Here is a 15953-nt window from a genome sequence, read left to right as displayed (position 1 = left end):
CGACACCGCAAGGACTGTGTTGAATCTGTTCTTTTTACTAAAAATGAAAATAATTCAACACAGTGCCAATGTCAACAACAATCTGTCGCGATCCATTCCAAAATCACTGCCGGCCTGTGACCGGCTTTGCGCTTTTCCGCGCCCTCAAAAATTGCCTTTCAGCCACTCGCCGATGCGCTGCAGCGCGAAACCCGCGCCGCCGCTGTTGCCGCCGCGCGCCGAGTCGCTGCGCGGCAGCGACTGGCGTCCATACAGCAGCAGGCCGGCGGCCGTGGCGTAAGCCGGGCTGCCGACCACTTCGTCGATGCCGCTGACGTGCTGCGGCACGCCCAGGCGCACCGGCAGTTCGAACACTTCCTCGGCCAGGTCGGCGACACCGGGCATCTGCACCGCGGCACCGGTCAGGACCACGCCCGCCGGGATCGCGTCGTACCAGCCGCTGCGCTGCAGCTCCTTGCGCACGAAGCGGAACAGCTCCTCGTAGCGCGGACGGATCACCTCGGCCAGGGTCAGGCGCGACAGGCGCCGCGAGCCTTCGCCGACGCCGCGGATCTCGATCTCCTCGTGCGCCGCCGCCAGGTGCGGCATGGCGCAGCCAAACTGGATCTTGATCTCCTCGGCCTGCTGCGCCGGGATGCGGAAGGCCATGGCGACGTCGTTGGTGACGTGGTTGCCGGCCACCGGCAGCACCGCGGTATGGCGGATCGCGCCGCCCTTGAACACGGCGATGTCGCTGGTGCCGCCGCCGATGTCCAGGGCGCAGACGCCGGCCTCGCGCTCGTCCGGCAGCAGCACGGCCTCGGCGGCCGCCAGGTGCTGCAGGATCAGGCGGTCGACGCGCAGGCCGCAGGCCTCGACGCACTTCGACAGGTTCTGGATCGAGCTGGAGCTGCCGTGGATGACGTGGACATTGGCTTCCAGGCGCACGCCGTACTGGCCGACCGGGTCCTGGATGCCGCGCTGGCCGTCGATCACGAATTCCTGCGGGATCACATGCAGGATGCGGCGGTCGGCCGGCATCGGGATCGCCTTGGCGGTCTCGATCGCGGCGTCGACGTCGCGCTCGGTGACCTCGCGCTGGCGGATCGCCGCCAGGCCCAGGGAGTTGCCGGACTGGATGTGCTGGCCGGACAGGCCGACGTAGACCGACTGCGCGCGGCAGTTGGCCATGTGCTCGGCGTTCTCCACCGCGCGGCGGATCGCCTGCACGGTGGCGTCGATGTTGACCACCTCGCCGCGGTTGAGCCCGCGCGAGGCATGCTCACCGTGCCCGACGATGTCGACGCCGCCCTCGGGCAGTACCTGCCCGATCACGGCGACGCACTTGGTCGTGCCGATGTCCAGGCCGACCAGCAGATTGCGCACTTCGCGCTTAGCCATTCTTCTCGCTCCCGCCCACCGCGTTGTTGGGCTGCGGCTGCGGCTGCGGCTGCGACCGCCAGCCCACCGCGAACCCGTTGGTGTAGCGCAGGTCGATATGTCCGACCTGCGGCAATTCTTCCGCCAGCTTGCGCAGCACCGCGCCCAGCAGCATGTCCAGCTTCTCGTCCGGCGTGCCGCGGCCCAGGCGCAGCTCGATGCCGTCGCGGGTGCGGGCGGTCCATTCGCCGCGTGCGTCCTGGTTCAGCGCCGACAACGCAAAAGGCGTCTCGCGCAGGCGTTCCTGCAGGCGCTGGTAGGTCTCCATCACCTCGCGCTCGTGCCCGGGGATACCACCGAGCAAGGGCAGCTTGCCGGGGATCTCCTCGGCCTTGGGCGTGAACACGCGCGACTCGGTGTCCACCAGGTCATCCTGGTTCCAGCGGGCGAAGGGCTCGCGCTCCCAGATGCGCACGCGCAGCGTGCCCGGCCAGATGCGCTCGACGCGCGAGCGCGACACCCAGGGCAGCGCCGCCAGGCGATCGCGCGCGCCGGCCAGCGGCAGCGCCAGGAAGCCGCGGTCCAGCTCCGGCCGCAGCGCAGCCTCGATGTCGGCGGCGGCGACGCGGTCGAAGGAACCCAGGATTTCCAGTTCGGCGACGTCCGGGCTGCTGGTGGCGCGCAGCAGCAGCAAGCCGCAGCAGCCGACCGCGACCATCCCCAGCAGCCCCAGCAGGAAGGGCTTGAGATTGATCGCCGGCATGCGCAGGTCGCTCATCGTCATCACCGTCATGACTGGCGCCCCAGCGTGGTCTCGAGCAGGCGCCAGCACAGTTCATCGAACTCGATGCCCTGTGCACGCGCCGCCATCGGCGCCAGGCTGTGCGAGGTCATGCCCGGCAGCATGTTGATCTCCAGCAGCCAGGGATTGCCCTGCGCGTCCATCATGAAGTCGACGCGCCCCCAGTCGCGGCCGTCGACCAGTTCGAAGGCACGCCTGCAGATGTCCTGGCAGCGCTTCTCGTGCTCGGGGGACAGGCCTGCCGGGCAGTGGTATCGGGTGTTGTCCGAGATGTACTTGGCGTGATAGTCGTAGAACTCGCCGTCCGGCTCGATGCGGATCACCGGCAGCGCTGCGCCGCCGAGGATGAAGCAGGTGTACTCGCCGCCGGCGATGAACTTTTCGGCGATCACCACGCGGCCCGCGCCCAGGGCTTCGTGGAAGGCCTTCTCGACCTGGTCGGCGGCCTTGACCTTGCTGACGCCGACGCTGGAACCGTCCGCCGCCGGCTTGATGATGAAAGGGTAGCCGAAGCGCTCGGCCGCGAAGCGCGCGTCGCCCACGGTCTGCAGCACCGCGAAGTCCGGCGTCGGCAGGCCCTCGGCCTTCCAGATGCGCTTGGTGCGCAGCTTGTCCATTGCCAGCGCCGAGCCCAGCACGCCGCTGCCCGGGTAGGGGATGCCGAGCAGGTCCAGCACCGCCTGCACCGTGCCGTCTTCGCCACCGGTGCCGTGCATGATGTTGAAGACGCGATCGTAACCCTGGTCGCCCAGGCCCAGCAGGACGCTGCGGTCCACAACATCAACCGCGGTCACATCGATGCCGCGACGCTGCATCGCTTCCACCACGTTCTTGCCGCTCCACAGCGAGACCTCGCGCTCGGCGGACCAGCCGCCGAGGAGGACTGCGACGCGGCCAAAGGCCTTGGGATCGGTCACGCGGGTCATGCCACTTCTCCAACTACCCTTACTTCAGGAATCAGCTCGATTCCCGTCTTTTCGCGGACCACGCCGCGCACCTGCGCGATCAGCGCCTCGACGTCGGCCGCCAGTGCGCCCTCGTCGGTGATGATGAAATTGGCGTGCAGCTCCGAGACCTGCGCGCCGCCGAGGCGCAAGCCCTTGAGGCCGCAGCTTTCGATCAGCCGCGCCGCGTGGTCGCCCGGCGGATTGCGGAAGGTGCTGCCGGCGCTGGGCTTGCCGACCGGCTGCGTCGCCTTGCGCTTCGCCAGCCATTGCTTCATGTCCTGCGCCGCCGTGCCGGTGGTGTCGGGCGTGAAGCCGAAGCGCGCGGCCAGGAACCCCACCATGCCCTGCGGCCACTCGACGTGGCGGTAGCCGTAGCGGAACTCGCTGCGCGGCAGCCAGGCGCTGCGGCCGTCACGGTAAAGAACCTCGACTTCATGGACGTGGTTCCAGGTCTCGCCGCCGTGCGCGCCGGCGTTCATCGCCAGGGCGCCGCCGACGGTGCCGGGGATGCCGGCGAAGAAACCGGCGCCGGCCAGGCCCTCGCCGGTGGCGTACTTGGCCATGCGCGCGCAATGCACGCCGGCCTCGGCATGGATGCCGGCGTCGCCGTGGCGCTGCAGTTCCTCCAGCGCGCCGTGCAGGGCGATGACCGTGCCGCGCACGCCGCCGTCGCGCACCAGCAGGTTGCTGCCCAGGCCGATCCACAGGATCGGCTCGCTCTGCGGCAGGCCGCGCACGAAATCGACGAGATCGTCGCGTCCGGCCGGCTCGTAGTAGCGGTCGGCAGGGCCGCCGACGCGCCAGGAGGTATGGCGCGACAGCGGCTCGTTGATCAGGAGCTGGCCGCTCACGTGCTACCGCTCCGGTAGCGCGACAGCAGCGCCGGTGCCGTGCCGATGTCGCCGGCACCCAGCGTCAGGATCAGGTCGCCGTCGCGGATGATCGACTCCAGCGCGCCCGGCAGCTCCTGCACACCGCGGATCAGCACCGGCTCGACCTTGCCGCGCGCGCGGATGCCGCGCGCCAGGGCGCGGCCGTCGGCACCCTCGATGGGCGTCTCGCCGGCGGCGTAGACCTCGGTCAGCAGCAGCGCGTCGGCACTGCTGAGGATGTCGCAGAAATCGTCGAACAGGTCGCGGGTGCGCGAGTAGCGGTGCGGCTGGAAGGCCACCACCAGGCGCCGCTGCGGGTGCGCCGCGCGCATCGCCTGGAAGGTCGCCGCGATCTCGCGCGGGTGGTGCCCGTAGTCGTCTACCAGTAGCGCGGTGCCCTGCGGGAATTTCAGTTCGCCGTGCGGCTCGCAGCGGCGGCCGACGCCCTGGAAGCCGCTGAGGGCGCGGCGGATGGACTCCACGCTCACGCCCAGTTCGCGGCCGATCGCCACCGCCACCAGGGCGTTCTGCACGTTGTGGTTGCCCGGCAGGTTGAGATGGAACTCTTCCTGCGTGCCGTCGCGGAAATGCACCGTGAAATGCGCACCGGCGCCTTCCGGCCGCACATCGCTGGCGCGCACGTCGGCATCGTCGGCGAAGCCGTAGGTCAGCAGCGGGCGGCCGATGTCGTTGATGGTCTCGCGGATCACCGGATCGTCGATGCACATCACGGCCAGGCCGTAGAACGGCAGGCGGTGCAGGAACTCGACGAAGGTGGCGCGCAGGCGGCGGAAGTCGCCGCCGTAGGTTTCCAGGTGATCGGCGTCGATGTTGGTGACGGCCGAGATCATCGGCGACAGGTGCAGGAACGAGGCGTCGCTCTCGTCCGCTTCGGCCACCAGGTACTGGCCCTCGCCCAGGCGCGCGTTGGCGCCGGCCGACTTGAGCTTGCCGCCGATGACGTAGGTCGGATCGAGCCCGCCCTCGGCCAGCACACTCGACACCAGGCTGGTGGTGGTGGTCTTGCCATGGGTGCCGGCGATGGCGATGCCATAGCGGAAGCGCATCAGCTCGGCCAGCATCTCGGCGCGGCGCACCACCGGGATATGCTGCTCGTGCGCGTACTCCAGCTCCGGGTTGCCGCTCTTGACCGCGGTGGACACGACGATGGCATCGGCGCCCAGCGCATTCTCGCGGCGATGTCCGAAGAAGATCTTCGCGCCGGCCTCGGCCAGGCGCTGGGTGGCGGCGCTTTCCTTGAGGTCGGTGCCGCTGACTTCGTAGCCGAGGTTGATCAGCACTTCGGCGATGCCGGCCATGCCGGAGCCGCCGATGCCGAGCATGTGGATGCGGCGCACGCGGCGCATCGGAGTGTCCATCATGGTCTTCCTGCTCATGCCCTGGCACTCCCCTGCGCGAGACATTCGGCGACGATGCGCTCCGTGGCGTCGGTCCAGGCGGCGCGGCGCGCAGCCTCGCCCATCTGCGCCAGCGCGGCGCGGTCGGACAGCAGCGCCGACAGCAGCGCCGACAGCAGTTCCGGGTTGAGGTCGCGCTCCTGCACCAGCTGCGCGGCGCCGGCAGCGACCAGGTATTCGCCGTTGCGGGTCTGGTGGTCGTCCACCGCCGCCGGGAACGGCACCAGCAGCGCGGCACAGCCGGCGGCCGCCAGCTCGGCGATCGTGGAGGCGCCGGCACGGCAGACCACCAGGTCGGCCCAGGCATAGGCGGCCGGCATGTCGTCGATGAAGGCCTCGATCGAGGCAGCGACGCCGGACTCGGCATAGCACTGCTGCGCGGTCTCCAGCGTGCGGCCGGCCTGGTGGCGGACCTGCGGCCGCGCCGCCTCGGGCAGCAGCGACAAGGCCTTGGGCACCAGCGTATTGAGCGCCTTGGCGCCCTGGCTGCCACCGACCACCAGCACGCGCATCGCGCCCTCGCGCGCCAGGCGCTGCGACGGGGCCGGCAGTTCGGCGAAGCCGGCGCGCACCGGGTTGCCCACGGTCAGCGCCTTGCTGAAGGTATGGGGGAAGGCTTCCAGCACGCGGCTGGCGATGCGCGCCAGCAGGCGGTTGGTCATGCCGGCGGCGGCGTTCTGCTCATGGATCAGCAGCGGCCGGCGCGTCAGCCAGGCGGCGACGCCACCGGGGCCGGCGGCGAAGCCGCCCATGCCCAGCACCAGCTGCGGCTGCTGGCGGCGCAGCACCGCGATCGCGTCGCGCAGCGCGCGGATCAGCAGCAGCGGCGCCTGGAACAGCTTGGCGATGCCCTTGCCGCGCAGGCCGCTGACACGGATGAATTCGATGGCGATGCCATGCCCGGGCACCGTGCGCGACTCGAAGCTGTCGGGTGCGCCCATCCACACCACCTCGTGGCCCTGCTTGCGCAGGGCGTCGGCGATGGCCAAGGCAGGGTACACGTGGCCGCCGGTGCCACCCGCCATGATCATCACCTTCATGATCCGTTCTCCGCCAGCCAAGGAGTCGTCGGTTCCTTGCGACGCGAACGCGCAGGAGTCTCTCGCGTTTCGCGCGTCGGATGCTCGGTCGGCACCGCCGGCTCTTCGCCGGCGCGCTGCGCGCGGTTCTCGTAGTCCACGCGCAGGATCAGGCCCAGCATCGCGCAGACCATGATCAGCGAGGACCCGCCGTAGCTCATCAGCGGCAGCGTCAGGCCCTTGGTCGGCAGCATGCCCATGTTCACGGCCATGTTGATCAGCGCCTGCAGGCCCAGCCAGCTGGCCAGGCCGTAGCACAGGCAGCCCTGGAACAGGCGGCCGTTGGCCTCGGCCTCGCGGCCGATGACGAAGCCGCGCCAGACCAGCACGCCGAACAGCAGCACCAGGCCCAGCACGCCCATCAGGCCGAACTCCTCGGCCAGGATCGCGAAGATGAAATCGGTGTGCATTTCCGGCAGGTACAGCAGCTTCTGCACGCTGTTGCCCAGGCCCACGCCGGCCCATTCGCCGCGGCCCACCGCGATCAGCGACTGCGCCAGCTGCCAGCCACCGTTCTCGACGTCGGCCCAGGGGTCGGTGAAGTTCAGCAGGCGGCGCAGGCGATAGGGCTCGGCCACCGCCAGCAGCGCCACCGCGCCGCTGGCGAGCAGACCGGCAGTCACGAAATAGACCACCCGCGCACCACCCAGGAACAGCATCAGGAAGGCCACCGCCAGCAGGATCACGGTGGCGCCGAAGTCCGGCTCCAGCAGCAGCAGGAAGCACGGGATCAGCAGCAGGGCGATCGGCTTGAACAGTCCGCGGAAGCCGTTCTGCAGCTCCGCCTGGCGGCGCGTGATGTAGCCGGCCAGGAACAGGATCAGCGCCAGGCGCGCCGGCTCCGAGGCCTGCAGGCGGAACAGTTCGAGATCGATCCAGCGGCGCGCGCTGTTGACCTTGACGCCGATGCCCGGGATCAGCACCACGATCAGCAGGAACACGGCGAAGCCGACCAGCAGGAAGCCGCTGCGCTCCCATTGCCGCGTCGGCACGCAGTACATGGTGAACCCGGCCAGGAAGCCCAGGCCGATGAACAGCATCTGGCGATAGAAGAAATAAAACGGCTGGCCGGTCAGCTTCTCGGCCTGCGCCACCGAGGCGGAGGCCACCATCACCACGCCCCAGGTCAGCAGGATCGCGGCGGCAAGGCTGAGCCAGACGTCCATGCCATAGCGGGCGCGGGGCATCGGCAGGGAGAGGGACAAATTCATTTCATCGCCTCCACCGCGGCGCGGAACTGGTTGCCGCGGTCGACGTAGCTCTTGAACTGGTCGAAGCTGGCACAGGCCGGCGACAGCAGCACGCGGTCGCCGCGCGCGGCCAGGGCGCGGGCACGGGCCAGGGCGGCCAGCATGTCGGGCTCGCGGTAGACCGGCAGCGCGCCCTGGATGTCGGATTCGATGCGGCTGGCGTCCTCGCCGAACAGGATCGCGGCGCGGCCCTTGATGGCCAGGGCCGGGCGCAGTTCGCTGAAGCTCTGGCCCTTGCCCTGCCCGCCCGCCAGCCAGACGATGCCGGGCGGCAGGCCGTTGAGCGCCGCCAGCGTCGAGCCGACGTTGGTGCCCTTGGAATCGTTGAAGTACTGCACGCCGTCGATCTCGGCGACGAACTGGCAGCGGTGCGCCAGCCCGCCGAACTCGCGCAGCGCGCGCAGCGAAGCCTCGCGCGGAATGCCGGCGGCATCCGCCAGCGCCAGCGCGGCCAGCGCGTTGGCCGCATTGTGCAGGCCGTGAATCTTCAGCTCCGACACACGCAGCAGGCGCTCGTCGCCGACCGACAGCCAGGTGTCGCCATCGCGCAGGATCAGGCCGTAGTGCCCGGCCAGCGGCGGGTTGGCGCCGAAGCTGATCGCCGACGGCGGCGACAGCGCCATCACGGTCAGGTCCTCGCGGTTGGTCACGGCAGTGCCGCAGCGGTCGAAGATGCGGGCCTTGATCGCGCCGTAGTGCGCCATCGTGCCGTGGCGGTCGAGGTGGTCCTGCGACAGGTTGAGGAGGGTGGCGGCGACGCAGGACAGGCTCTGCGTGGTCTCCAGCTGGAAGCTCGACAGCTCCAGCACGTAGAGCTGGGCGTCCTCACGCAGCAGGTCCAGCGCCGGCGTGCCGAGGTTGCCGCCGATGCCCGCGCGCAGGCCCGCGGCCAGGGCCATTTCGCCGACCAGGGTGGTGACGGTGCTCTTGCCGTTGGACCCGGTGATGCCGATCACCGGAGCCTTGGCGGCACGGGCGAACAGTTCGATGTCGCCGGCCAGCGGCACGCCGGCGGCGGCCAGCTCGCGCACGAAGGGATCGTCCAGCGATACGCCCGGCGACAGCACGGCCTCGGCGTAGCCTTCGATCGGGCCTGGCGCGGCGAAGGCGCCGCAGTGGAACTGCACCTGCGGCAGTTCGCGACGCAGTGCGTCAAGGCCGGCCGGGCGTGCGCGGCTGTCGGTCGCGGTCAGCAGCGCGCCCTCGCGCGCGAGGTAGCGCAGCGCCGAGGCGCCACTGGCGCCCAAGCCCACTACCAAGATCTGCTTTCCGGCGTAGCGGCTCATCTGATCTTCAGGGTGGACAGGCCAACCAGCACCAGGATCAGGGTGATGATCCAGAAGCGCACGATGATCTTGGGCTCGGGCCAGCCCTTCAGTTCGTAGTGGTGGTGCAGCGGCGCCATGCGGAAGATGCGCTTGCCGCCGCTGTACTTGAAGTACAGCACCTGCAGCGCCACCGACACGGTCTCGGCGACGAATACGCCGCCCATGATCGCCAGCACCAGTTCCTGGCGCACCATCACCGCGACCACGCCCAGCGCGGCGCCCAGCGCCAGCGCGCCGACGTCGCCCATGAAGACCTGCGCCGGATAGGCGTTGAACCACAGGAAACCCAGGCCCGCGCCGGCGATGGCGGTGCAGAAGATCGCGATCTCGCCGACACCCGCGATGTAGGGAATGCCCAGGTACTCGGCGAACTTGACGTTGCCGCTGGTGTAGGCGAACACCGCCAGCGCCGAGGCCACCAGCACGGTCGGCAGGATCGCCAGCCCGTCGAGGCCGTCGGTGAGGTTGACGGCGTTGCTGCTGCCGACGATCACGAGGTAGGCCCAGGGGATGAAGAAGATGCCCAGGGAAATGGTCACGTCCTTGAGGAACGGGAAGTACAGCGTCGCTTCCGCCGGGGTCTTCTGGGTAGCGAACAGCAGCATCGCCACGCCGAAGCCGGCCAGCGACAGCCAGAAGTACTTCTTGCGTGCCGGCAGGCCCTTGGGATTCTTGTTCTTGATCTTGATGAAGTCGTCGGCGAAACCCACGGCGCCGAAGGCCAGCGTCACCAGCAGTGCGAACCAGACGAAGCGGTTGGTCAGGTTGGCCCAGAGCAGCGTCGATACCGTGATCGCGCAGAGGATCAGCACGCCGCCCATGGTCGGGGTGCCGGTCTTCTTCAGGTGCGACTGCGGGCCGTCGCTGCGCACCGGCTGGCCGAACTTGAAACGGTACAACCGCTCGATCATCCAGGGTCCGAAGGCGAAGGAGAACACCAGCGCGGTAAGGATTCCCAGCACCGCGCGGATCGTCAGGTAGTTGAACAGGTTGAAGCCGCTGATGTGCGGCTGCAGGTATTGGGCAAGGTGATAGAGCATTTCAGTGTTCCCCCGCGGACGCTTCACCGGTGAGTGCCGCGACCACGCGCTCCATGCGCGCGGACCGCGAACCCTTCACCAGCACCACGGTCTGCGCATCGAGTTGTTGGTTGGCGGCAGCGGCGAGTTCCTCGACGCTGTCGTAGGCCTGGGCACCCCGGCCGAAAGCTTCCGCGGCGCGGCGCGCCAGCGGCCCCAGTGTCAGCAGCCGGTCGATCCCCAGGTCACGCGCGATGCGGCCGGCATCGGCGTGCAGCTGCTCGGTTCCCGGACCCAGTTCGGCCATGCCGCCGAGGATGGCCCAGCGTTTGCCGGCCATGCCGGCCAGCAGTTCCAGGCCGGCGCGCAGCGAAGTCGGGTTGGAGTTGTAGCTGTCGTCGAGCAGTCGCGCGCCCTGCGGCGTGGTCTTCCAGGACAGCCGCCCGGAAGGCGCATCGACCGCGGACAGGCCCTGGGCGACCTGCTGCAGGTCCAGGGCCAGCGCCACGCCGCAGGCCGCGGCGGCCAGCGCATTGGCGACCATGTGCCGGCCCGGCAGCGGCAGGCGCACGCTCTGGCGGCCGTTGGGCGCGCGCAGCTCGAACTGCATCGCCGAGGGCGCCTCCGGCGGCTCGGGGTGTGCGTGCAGCGCGCGTACGTCGGCATCCTCGCCGAAGCCGAACGTCAGCACCGAGGCGTGACGCGCCAGGTCGCGCCACAGCGGCGCGTAGACATCGTCGGCATTGATCACGGCGACGCCGCCGGCCAGCGCGGCGAACAGCTCGCCCTTGGCCCGGGCCACGCCCTCGCGCGAGCCGAAACCTTCCAGGTGCGCATCGCCGGCCTGCGTTATCACGCCCACGTCGGGACGCGCCAGCCTTGCCAGCAGCGCGATCTCGCCCGGGTGGTTGGCGCCCATCTCGATCACTGCCGTGCGGTGCTCTTCACGCAGGCCCAGCAGCGTCAACGGCACGCCGATGTGGTTGTTGAGATTGCCGTGCGTCGCCAGCACCGGCCCGCGCGCGGCGAACACCGAGGCCAGCAGCTGCTTGGTGGTGGTCTTGCCGTTGCTGCCGGTTACCGCGACCACCGGGATGTCGAAACGGCTGCGCCAGTCGGCGGCATAGTCCTGCAGCGCCTTGAGCGTGTCGCCGACCACCACCTGCGGCAGCGGCAGCGCGACGCGGCGCGACACCAGGGCACCGGCGGCGCCGGCGGCCGCGGCGGCTTCGAGGAAATTGTGGCCGTCGAAACGGTCGCCCTGCAGCGCCACGAACAGGTCGCCGGGCTGCAACGCGCGCGTGTCGGTGACGACGCGGTCGAAGCCGGCATCGGTGCCGGCCAGTTCGCCGCCGAGGAGGCGTGCCAGCGTAGCGAGCCGGTCCATCATGCGGCGGCTCCCAGCAACTGCGCGACCTGGACGCGATCGCTGTAATGGCGGCGCTCGGCACCGTAGATCTGGTAGTCCTCGTGACCCTTGCCGGCCACCAGGACGGTATCGCCGGGGCCGGCCTCGCGCAGCGCAGCGGCGATCGCCTCGCTGCGGCTGTGGATCACGCGCACCGCGGCGGGGCCGGTCATGCCGCCGCGGATCGCGGCGACGATCGCGGCCGGGTCCTCGCTGCGCGGATTGTCGTCGGTGACGATGACCTGGTCGGCACCGTTGGCCGCGGCGGCGCCCATCAGCGGGCGCTTGCCGCGGTCGCGGTCGCCGCCGCAGCCGAACACGCACCACAGGGTCTGCGCGGTGTGTGCGCGCGCGGCGCTCAGCGCGGCGGCGAGCGCCCCCGGCGTGTGGGCATAGTCCACCACCACCAGCGCCGGCGAGGCCGGTCCGCGGAAGGCTTCCATGCGGCCCGGCACCGTCACGGCCTCGCCCAGCGCGGCGACCGCCTGCTGCAGGGTGAAGCCGCCATGCAGCACCGCGGCCAGTGCGGCCAGCAGGTTGTAGGCATTGAAGCGGCCGAGCAGGCGGCTGTGCAGCGTCGCCTGGCCCCAGCTGCTGTCGATCTGCAACTCGATGCCGCGTTCGTGCAGGCGCAGGCCGCGACCGATCAGGTAGGCGCCGCCGGTCGGCACATCACCGTCGAGGCCGTAGCGCGTCACGCCGGCATGGCCGTCGAACTCGCCGGCCCAGGCGGCGCCACGCGCGTCGTCACGGTTCAGCACGATGGCACGCAGGCCCTCGCGCTCGAACAGACGGCGCTTGGCGGCGGCGTAGTGCTCCACCGTGCCGTGGTAGTCGAGATGGTCGCGGGTGATGTTGGTCAGCACCGCCACGTCGAACTCGACGCCGGCGACGCGGGCCTGGTCCAGGGCGTGGGAGGAGACCTCCATCGCACAAGCCATGGCGCCCAGTTCGTGCTGGTGCGCCAGCAGGCGCTGCAGGCTGACCGGATCCGGCGTGGTGTGGTCGCCGCTGGCAAGCGCGCCGGAGCGACCGGTACCCAGCGTACCGACATAGACGCAGGGCTGCCCGAGGCGCTCGAGAGTCTGCGCCACCAGGTGCGCGGTGGAGGTCTTGCCGTCGGTGCCGGTGATGCCGACCGTGTAGAGATGACGCGAGCCGTGGCCGTAGAAGCGCGCGGCAATCTCGCCGACCTGCGCCGACAGGCCCGGCACCGCGACCACCGGCACGCCGGCCTGCGGCGCCGACCAGCCCTCGGCCGGTTCCCAGGCGATGGCGGCGGCACCCTGCTCCAGCGCCTGCTCGGCATAGGACAGGCCGTGCTGGCCCTGCCCGCGGCAGGCCATGAACAGGTCGCCGTGACCGACGCGGCGGCTGTCCATCTGCACACCGCCGATCTCGGTATCGGGCGCATCGGCCAGGCCTTCGAGCAGGCTGCGCAGGGAGCGCGCGTGGCGGCTCATCGCGTCAGCTCCGGGTTCGGCGGCGGCATGGCGTGCTGCGCGGCGACCTGCACCGGCGACACCGCGCCGGGCTGCGCCATGGTGCGCGGCGGCGGGGGCGGCATGTCGTCGGGCGGAATCTGCAGCAGGCGCGCCGCGCCCTGCATCACGCGCGAGAACACCGGGCCGGACACCAGGCCACCGTAGTAGGCGCCGGCGCTGGGCTCGTCGATCATCACCAGGCCGACCAGGCGCGGATGCTCGGCCGGCATCATGCCGATGAACACCGACTGGTGCTTGTCGCCGTGGTAGCCGCCGGTTTCGGAGGCCTTGCGCACGGTGCCGGTCTTGGCGGCGACGCGGTAGCCCGGGATCGCGGCGCGGATGCCGGTGCCGTCGGGCGAGACCACGCCCTCCAGCATCTTGCGCACGTTGCGCGCGGTCTGCGCCGACACCGCGCGCTGTGGCGGCGTGGCCTGCTCGTTCTGCACCAGTCGCAGATGCGGCATCAGGCCGTCGTTGGCCAGCGCCGAATAGGCCCGCACCAGGTGCAGCGCGTTGACCGACAGGCCGTAGCCATAGGACGCCGTGGCGGTGGCGATCTGGCCCCACTCGCGGTAGTTGCGCAGCAGCGGATTGACCTCGCCGGGGAAGCCGGAATACACCGGCTCGCCCATGCCGAAGCGCTGGTAGCCGTTCCACACCGCCTCGGCGCCGATCGTGAGGCCGACCTTGGCGGCGCCGACGTTGCTGGACTTGCTCAGCATCTTAGCCAGGTCGACCACGCCCTGCGGGTGCACGTCGCGCACGGTCAGCGCACCGACCTTGTAGGTGCCGGGCGTGGTGTCGATCAGGCTGGTGGTCTGGAACACGCCCAGTTCCAGCGCCTGCGCCACCAGCAGCGGCTTGACCGTGGAGCCGGGCTCGAAGCTGTCGACGATGGCGCGGTTGCGCGTGCCGCTGGAACGACGCTCCGGCGGGTTGTTCGGGTTGAAGCCGGGCTGCGAGGCCACGGCGAGGATTTCGCCGGTGGTGCTGTCGGCCACCACGATCAGGCCGCCCTTGGCCTTGTTCTCCGCCACCGCCGCCTTGAGCTCGCGGTAGGCCAGGTACTGGATGCGCAGGTCGATGGTCAGCTGCACGTCCTTGCCGGAGGCCGCGGCGACCGATTCAAGGTTGTCGTCGACCACGCGGCCCTGGCGGTCGCGGATCACGCGGCGCGAGCCGGCCTTGCCGCTGAGCAGGGTTTCCTGCGCCTTCTCGATGCCTTCCAGGCCATCGCCGTCGCGGCCGCAGAAGCCGACCAACTGGCCCGCCACCTCGCCCGCCGGGTAGTAGCGCGCGTAGGCCGGCTCGGAGAACACGCCCGGCGCCTTCAGCGACAGCGCGCGCTGCGCGTCGATCGGCGGCAGCGGATCGCTGATGTAGACGAACTTGCGGTCCTTGCGCTGCTTCAGGAACTTCTCGAAGTTGCGCGGATTCTTGTTGAGCAGCTTGGCCAGCGCGCTGACATGCTGCGGCGAGTCCAGCAGGGCCGAGGGCACCGCCCACAGCGACTCCACCGGCGCCGACAGCGCCAGCGGCTCGCCGCGGCGGTCGGTGATGGCACCGCGGTGCGCAGGGATCAGCATGGTGCGGATGTGGCGCTTGTTGCCTTCCTGCAGCAGGAAGTCGCGCTCCAGCACCTGCAGCTGGAAGGCACGGCCGACCACGGTCGCCGCACCCAGGCTGAGCACGCCCAGCACCAGCCAGCGACGCCAGGTCGCCACCGGGCCGGCCACGGGATTCGGACGGGCGCCGCTCACGGGCGGTCTCCGACGATGACGTAGTCGCGCGGCTCGGTCATGCCGAGCTGTTCGCGGGCGATGCGGTCGACGCGCGCGTTGTGCGACAGCGTGGCCTCTTCCAGCTGCAGCTGCGCCCACTCCATGTCCAGGCGGGTCTGCTCGCCGCGCAGCTTTTCCAGATCGTTCACCAGCGCGCGGTTCTCGTGCTTGGTGCGGATCACGGCCAGCGCCGAGGCCACCACGGCGATGGAGAGCATCATCGGCATGATCATGGCGCCGCGCTTCATGCGGCCTTCTCCGCCACGCGCAGCACCGCGCTGCGGGCGCGCGGATTGCTGCCGCTCTCCGCATCCGTCGGGAAATAGCGGCCGACCTTGCGCAGCGTCGCGCCCTCACGGACGGCGGACGGCCGCGGATCGTGGAAATGGCCCTTCGGCGAAGGCTCGCGGTTGCCGGCTTCGTTGCCGGCTTCGCGCATGAAGCGCTTGACGATGCGGTCTTCCAGCGAGTGGAAGCTGATCACCGCCAGGCGGCCGCCCGGTGCCAGCAGTTCGCCGGCCTGCGCCAGCGCCTCGGGCAGCACGTCGAGTTCGCGGTTGAGGAAGATGCGGATCGCCTGGAAGCTGCGCGTCGCCGGGTGGATGTTGCGGCTGCGCGGGCCCGGCACCGTGGCGATCAGCGCCGCCAGCTGGTGGGTGGTGAGCAGCGGCGCCTCGGCGCGCGTCTCGACGATGCGGCGTGCGATGCGGCGGCTGTTGCGCTCCTCGCCGTACTGGTAGAGCACATCGGCGATGTCGCCCTCGTCCGCGCGTGCCAGCCACTGCGCCGCAGACTCGCCGGCTTCCGGGTTCATCCGCATGTCCAGCGGACCATCCTTGGAGAAGCTGAAACCGCGGCTGGCGTCGTCCAGCTGCGGCGAGGACACGCCCAGGTCCAGCAGGATGCCGTCGATGCGGCCGGCGATGCCGGCAGACTCGGCCACCGCGCGCATCTGCGCGAAGTTGGCGTGGTGGATGTGGAAGTTGGGACGGTCGCCGAAGTGCTGGCGCGCATGCGCCACCGCCTCCGGGTCCTGGTCAAGGCCATGCAAGGCGCCACTGCCGGCCAGCGCGTCGAGGATCGCGGCGGAATGGCCACCGCGGCCGAAGGTGCCGTCCAGGTAGATGCCGTCCGCACGGACACCGAGGCCGGTGAGAGCCTCGTCGAGCATCACCGGTCTATGCAGGGTCATAGCGGCGTCAG

Annotated in this window: 14 protein-coding genes; all 14 read right to left on the bottom strand. The window is 70.2% G+C overall.

Annotation, left to right across the window (positions count from 1 at the left end):
- Nucleotides 1–144 precede the first annotated feature (144 nt).
- From ftsA to rsmH, 14 genes are read right to left on the bottom strand one after another with little or no spacing between them, the layout of a single operon-like run.
- The gene (gene ftsA, locus D0B54_RS05080; protein ID WP_117289803.1) at nucleotides 145–1380 is read right to left on the bottom strand and encodes a cell division protein FtsA; all 1236 of its coding nucleotides are present in this window, start codon (nucleotides 1378–1380) and stop codon (nucleotides 145–147) included.
- Nucleotides 1373–2137, bottom strand: coding sequence for a cell division protein FtsQ/DivIB (locus D0B54_RS05075; RefSeq protein ID WP_162932222.1), 765 nt, complete (start codon nucleotides 2135–2137; stop codon nucleotides 1373–1375). The genes ftsA and D0B54_RS05075 overlap by 8 nt, the downstream gene beginning before the upstream one ends.
- An 11-nt stretch (nucleotides 2138–2148) precedes the next feature.
- Nucleotides 2149–3087, bottom strand: a complete 939-nt coding sequence (locus tag D0B54_RS05070; RefSeq protein ID WP_117289799.1) for a D-alanine--D-alanine ligase — start codon at nucleotides 3085–3087, stop codon at nucleotides 2149–2151.
- Nucleotides 3084–3959 (bottom strand): UDP-N-acetylmuramate dehydrogenase, encoded by an 876-nt coding sequence (gene murB, locus D0B54_RS05065; protein ID WP_117289797.1) that lies wholly within the window; start codon nucleotides 3957–3959, stop codon nucleotides 3084–3086. Before murB ends, D0B54_RS05070 begins: the two co-directional genes overlap by 4 nt.
- On the bottom strand, nucleotides 3956–5377 hold the full coding sequence (murC, locus tag D0B54_RS05060) for a UDP-N-acetylmuramate--L-alanine ligase (RefSeq protein ID WP_117289795.1): 1422 nt from the start codon (nucleotides 5375–5377) through the stop codon (nucleotides 3956–3958). The genes murB and murC overlap by 4 nt, the downstream gene beginning before the upstream one ends.
- Entirely contained in the window at nucleotides 5374–6438 is a 1065-nt protein-coding gene (gene murG, locus D0B54_RS05055; RefSeq protein ID WP_117289793.1) for an undecaprenyldiphospho-muramoylpentapeptide beta-N-acetylglucosaminyltransferase, read from the bottom strand. Before murG ends, murC begins: the two co-directional genes overlap by 4 nt.
- Nucleotides 6435–7688 (bottom strand): putative lipid II flippase FtsW, encoded by a 1254-nt coding sequence (gene ftsW / locus D0B54_RS05050; protein ID WP_117289791.1) that lies wholly within the window; start codon nucleotides 7686–7688, stop codon nucleotides 6435–6437. The genes murG and ftsW overlap by 4 nt, the downstream gene beginning before the upstream one ends.
- Entirely contained in the window at nucleotides 7685–9013 is a 1329-nt protein-coding gene (murD, locus tag D0B54_RS05045) for a UDP-N-acetylmuramoyl-L-alanine--D-glutamate ligase (RefSeq protein ID WP_117289789.1), read from the bottom strand. Before murD ends, ftsW begins: the two co-directional genes overlap by 4 nt.
- Entirely contained in the window at nucleotides 9010–10095 is a 1086-nt protein-coding gene (gene mraY / locus D0B54_RS05040; protein WP_117289787.1) for a phospho-N-acetylmuramoyl-pentapeptide-transferase, read from the bottom strand. Before mraY ends, murD begins: the two co-directional genes overlap by 4 nt.
- Before the next feature lies 1 nt (nucleotide 10096).
- Complete coding sequence (locus tag D0B54_RS05035; RefSeq protein ID WP_205527280.1) at nucleotides 10097–11464, bottom strand: UDP-N-acetylmuramoyl-tripeptide--D-alanyl-D-alanine ligase; 1368 nt, start codon at nucleotides 11462–11464, stop codon at nucleotides 10097–10099.
- Nucleotides 11461–12945 carry a UDP-N-acetylmuramoyl-L-alanyl-D-glutamate--2,6-diaminopimelate ligase gene (locus D0B54_RS05030; RefSeq protein WP_117289785.1) on the bottom strand — a complete coding sequence of 495 codons (1485 nt, stop codon included), beginning with the start codon at nucleotides 12943–12945 and terminating at the stop codon, nucleotides 11461–11463. The genes D0B54_RS05035 and D0B54_RS05030 overlap by 4 nt, the downstream gene beginning before the upstream one ends.
- Nucleotides 12942–14729, bottom strand: coding sequence for a peptidoglycan D,D-transpeptidase FtsI family protein (locus tag D0B54_RS05025; protein WP_117289783.1), 1788 nt, complete (start codon nucleotides 14727–14729; stop codon nucleotides 12942–12944). The genes D0B54_RS05030 and D0B54_RS05025 overlap by 4 nt, the downstream gene beginning before the upstream one ends.
- Complete coding sequence (ftsL, locus tag D0B54_RS05020) at nucleotides 14726–14998, bottom strand: cell division protein FtsL (protein WP_117289781.1); 273 nt, start codon at nucleotides 14996–14998, stop codon at nucleotides 14726–14728. The genes D0B54_RS05025 and ftsL overlap by 4 nt, the downstream gene beginning before the upstream one ends.
- Nucleotides 14995–15942, bottom strand: coding sequence for a 16S rRNA (cytosine(1402)-N(4))-methyltransferase RsmH (gene rsmH, locus D0B54_RS05015; protein WP_117289779.1), 948 nt, complete (start codon nucleotides 15940–15942; stop codon nucleotides 14995–14997). Before rsmH ends, ftsL begins: the two co-directional genes overlap by 4 nt.
- Between the last annotated feature and the right edge of the window lie 11 nt (nucleotides 15943–15953).

The sequence above is a fragment of the Solimonas sp. K1W22B-7 genome (genome assembly GCF_003428335.1).
Taxonomy (GTDB): domain Bacteria; phylum Pseudomonadota; class Gammaproteobacteria; order Nevskiales; family Nevskiaceae; genus Solimonas_A.
The sequence above is the reverse complement of the archived record's forward strand: the minus strand, read 5'-3'. Positions and strand labels throughout refer to the sequence as shown.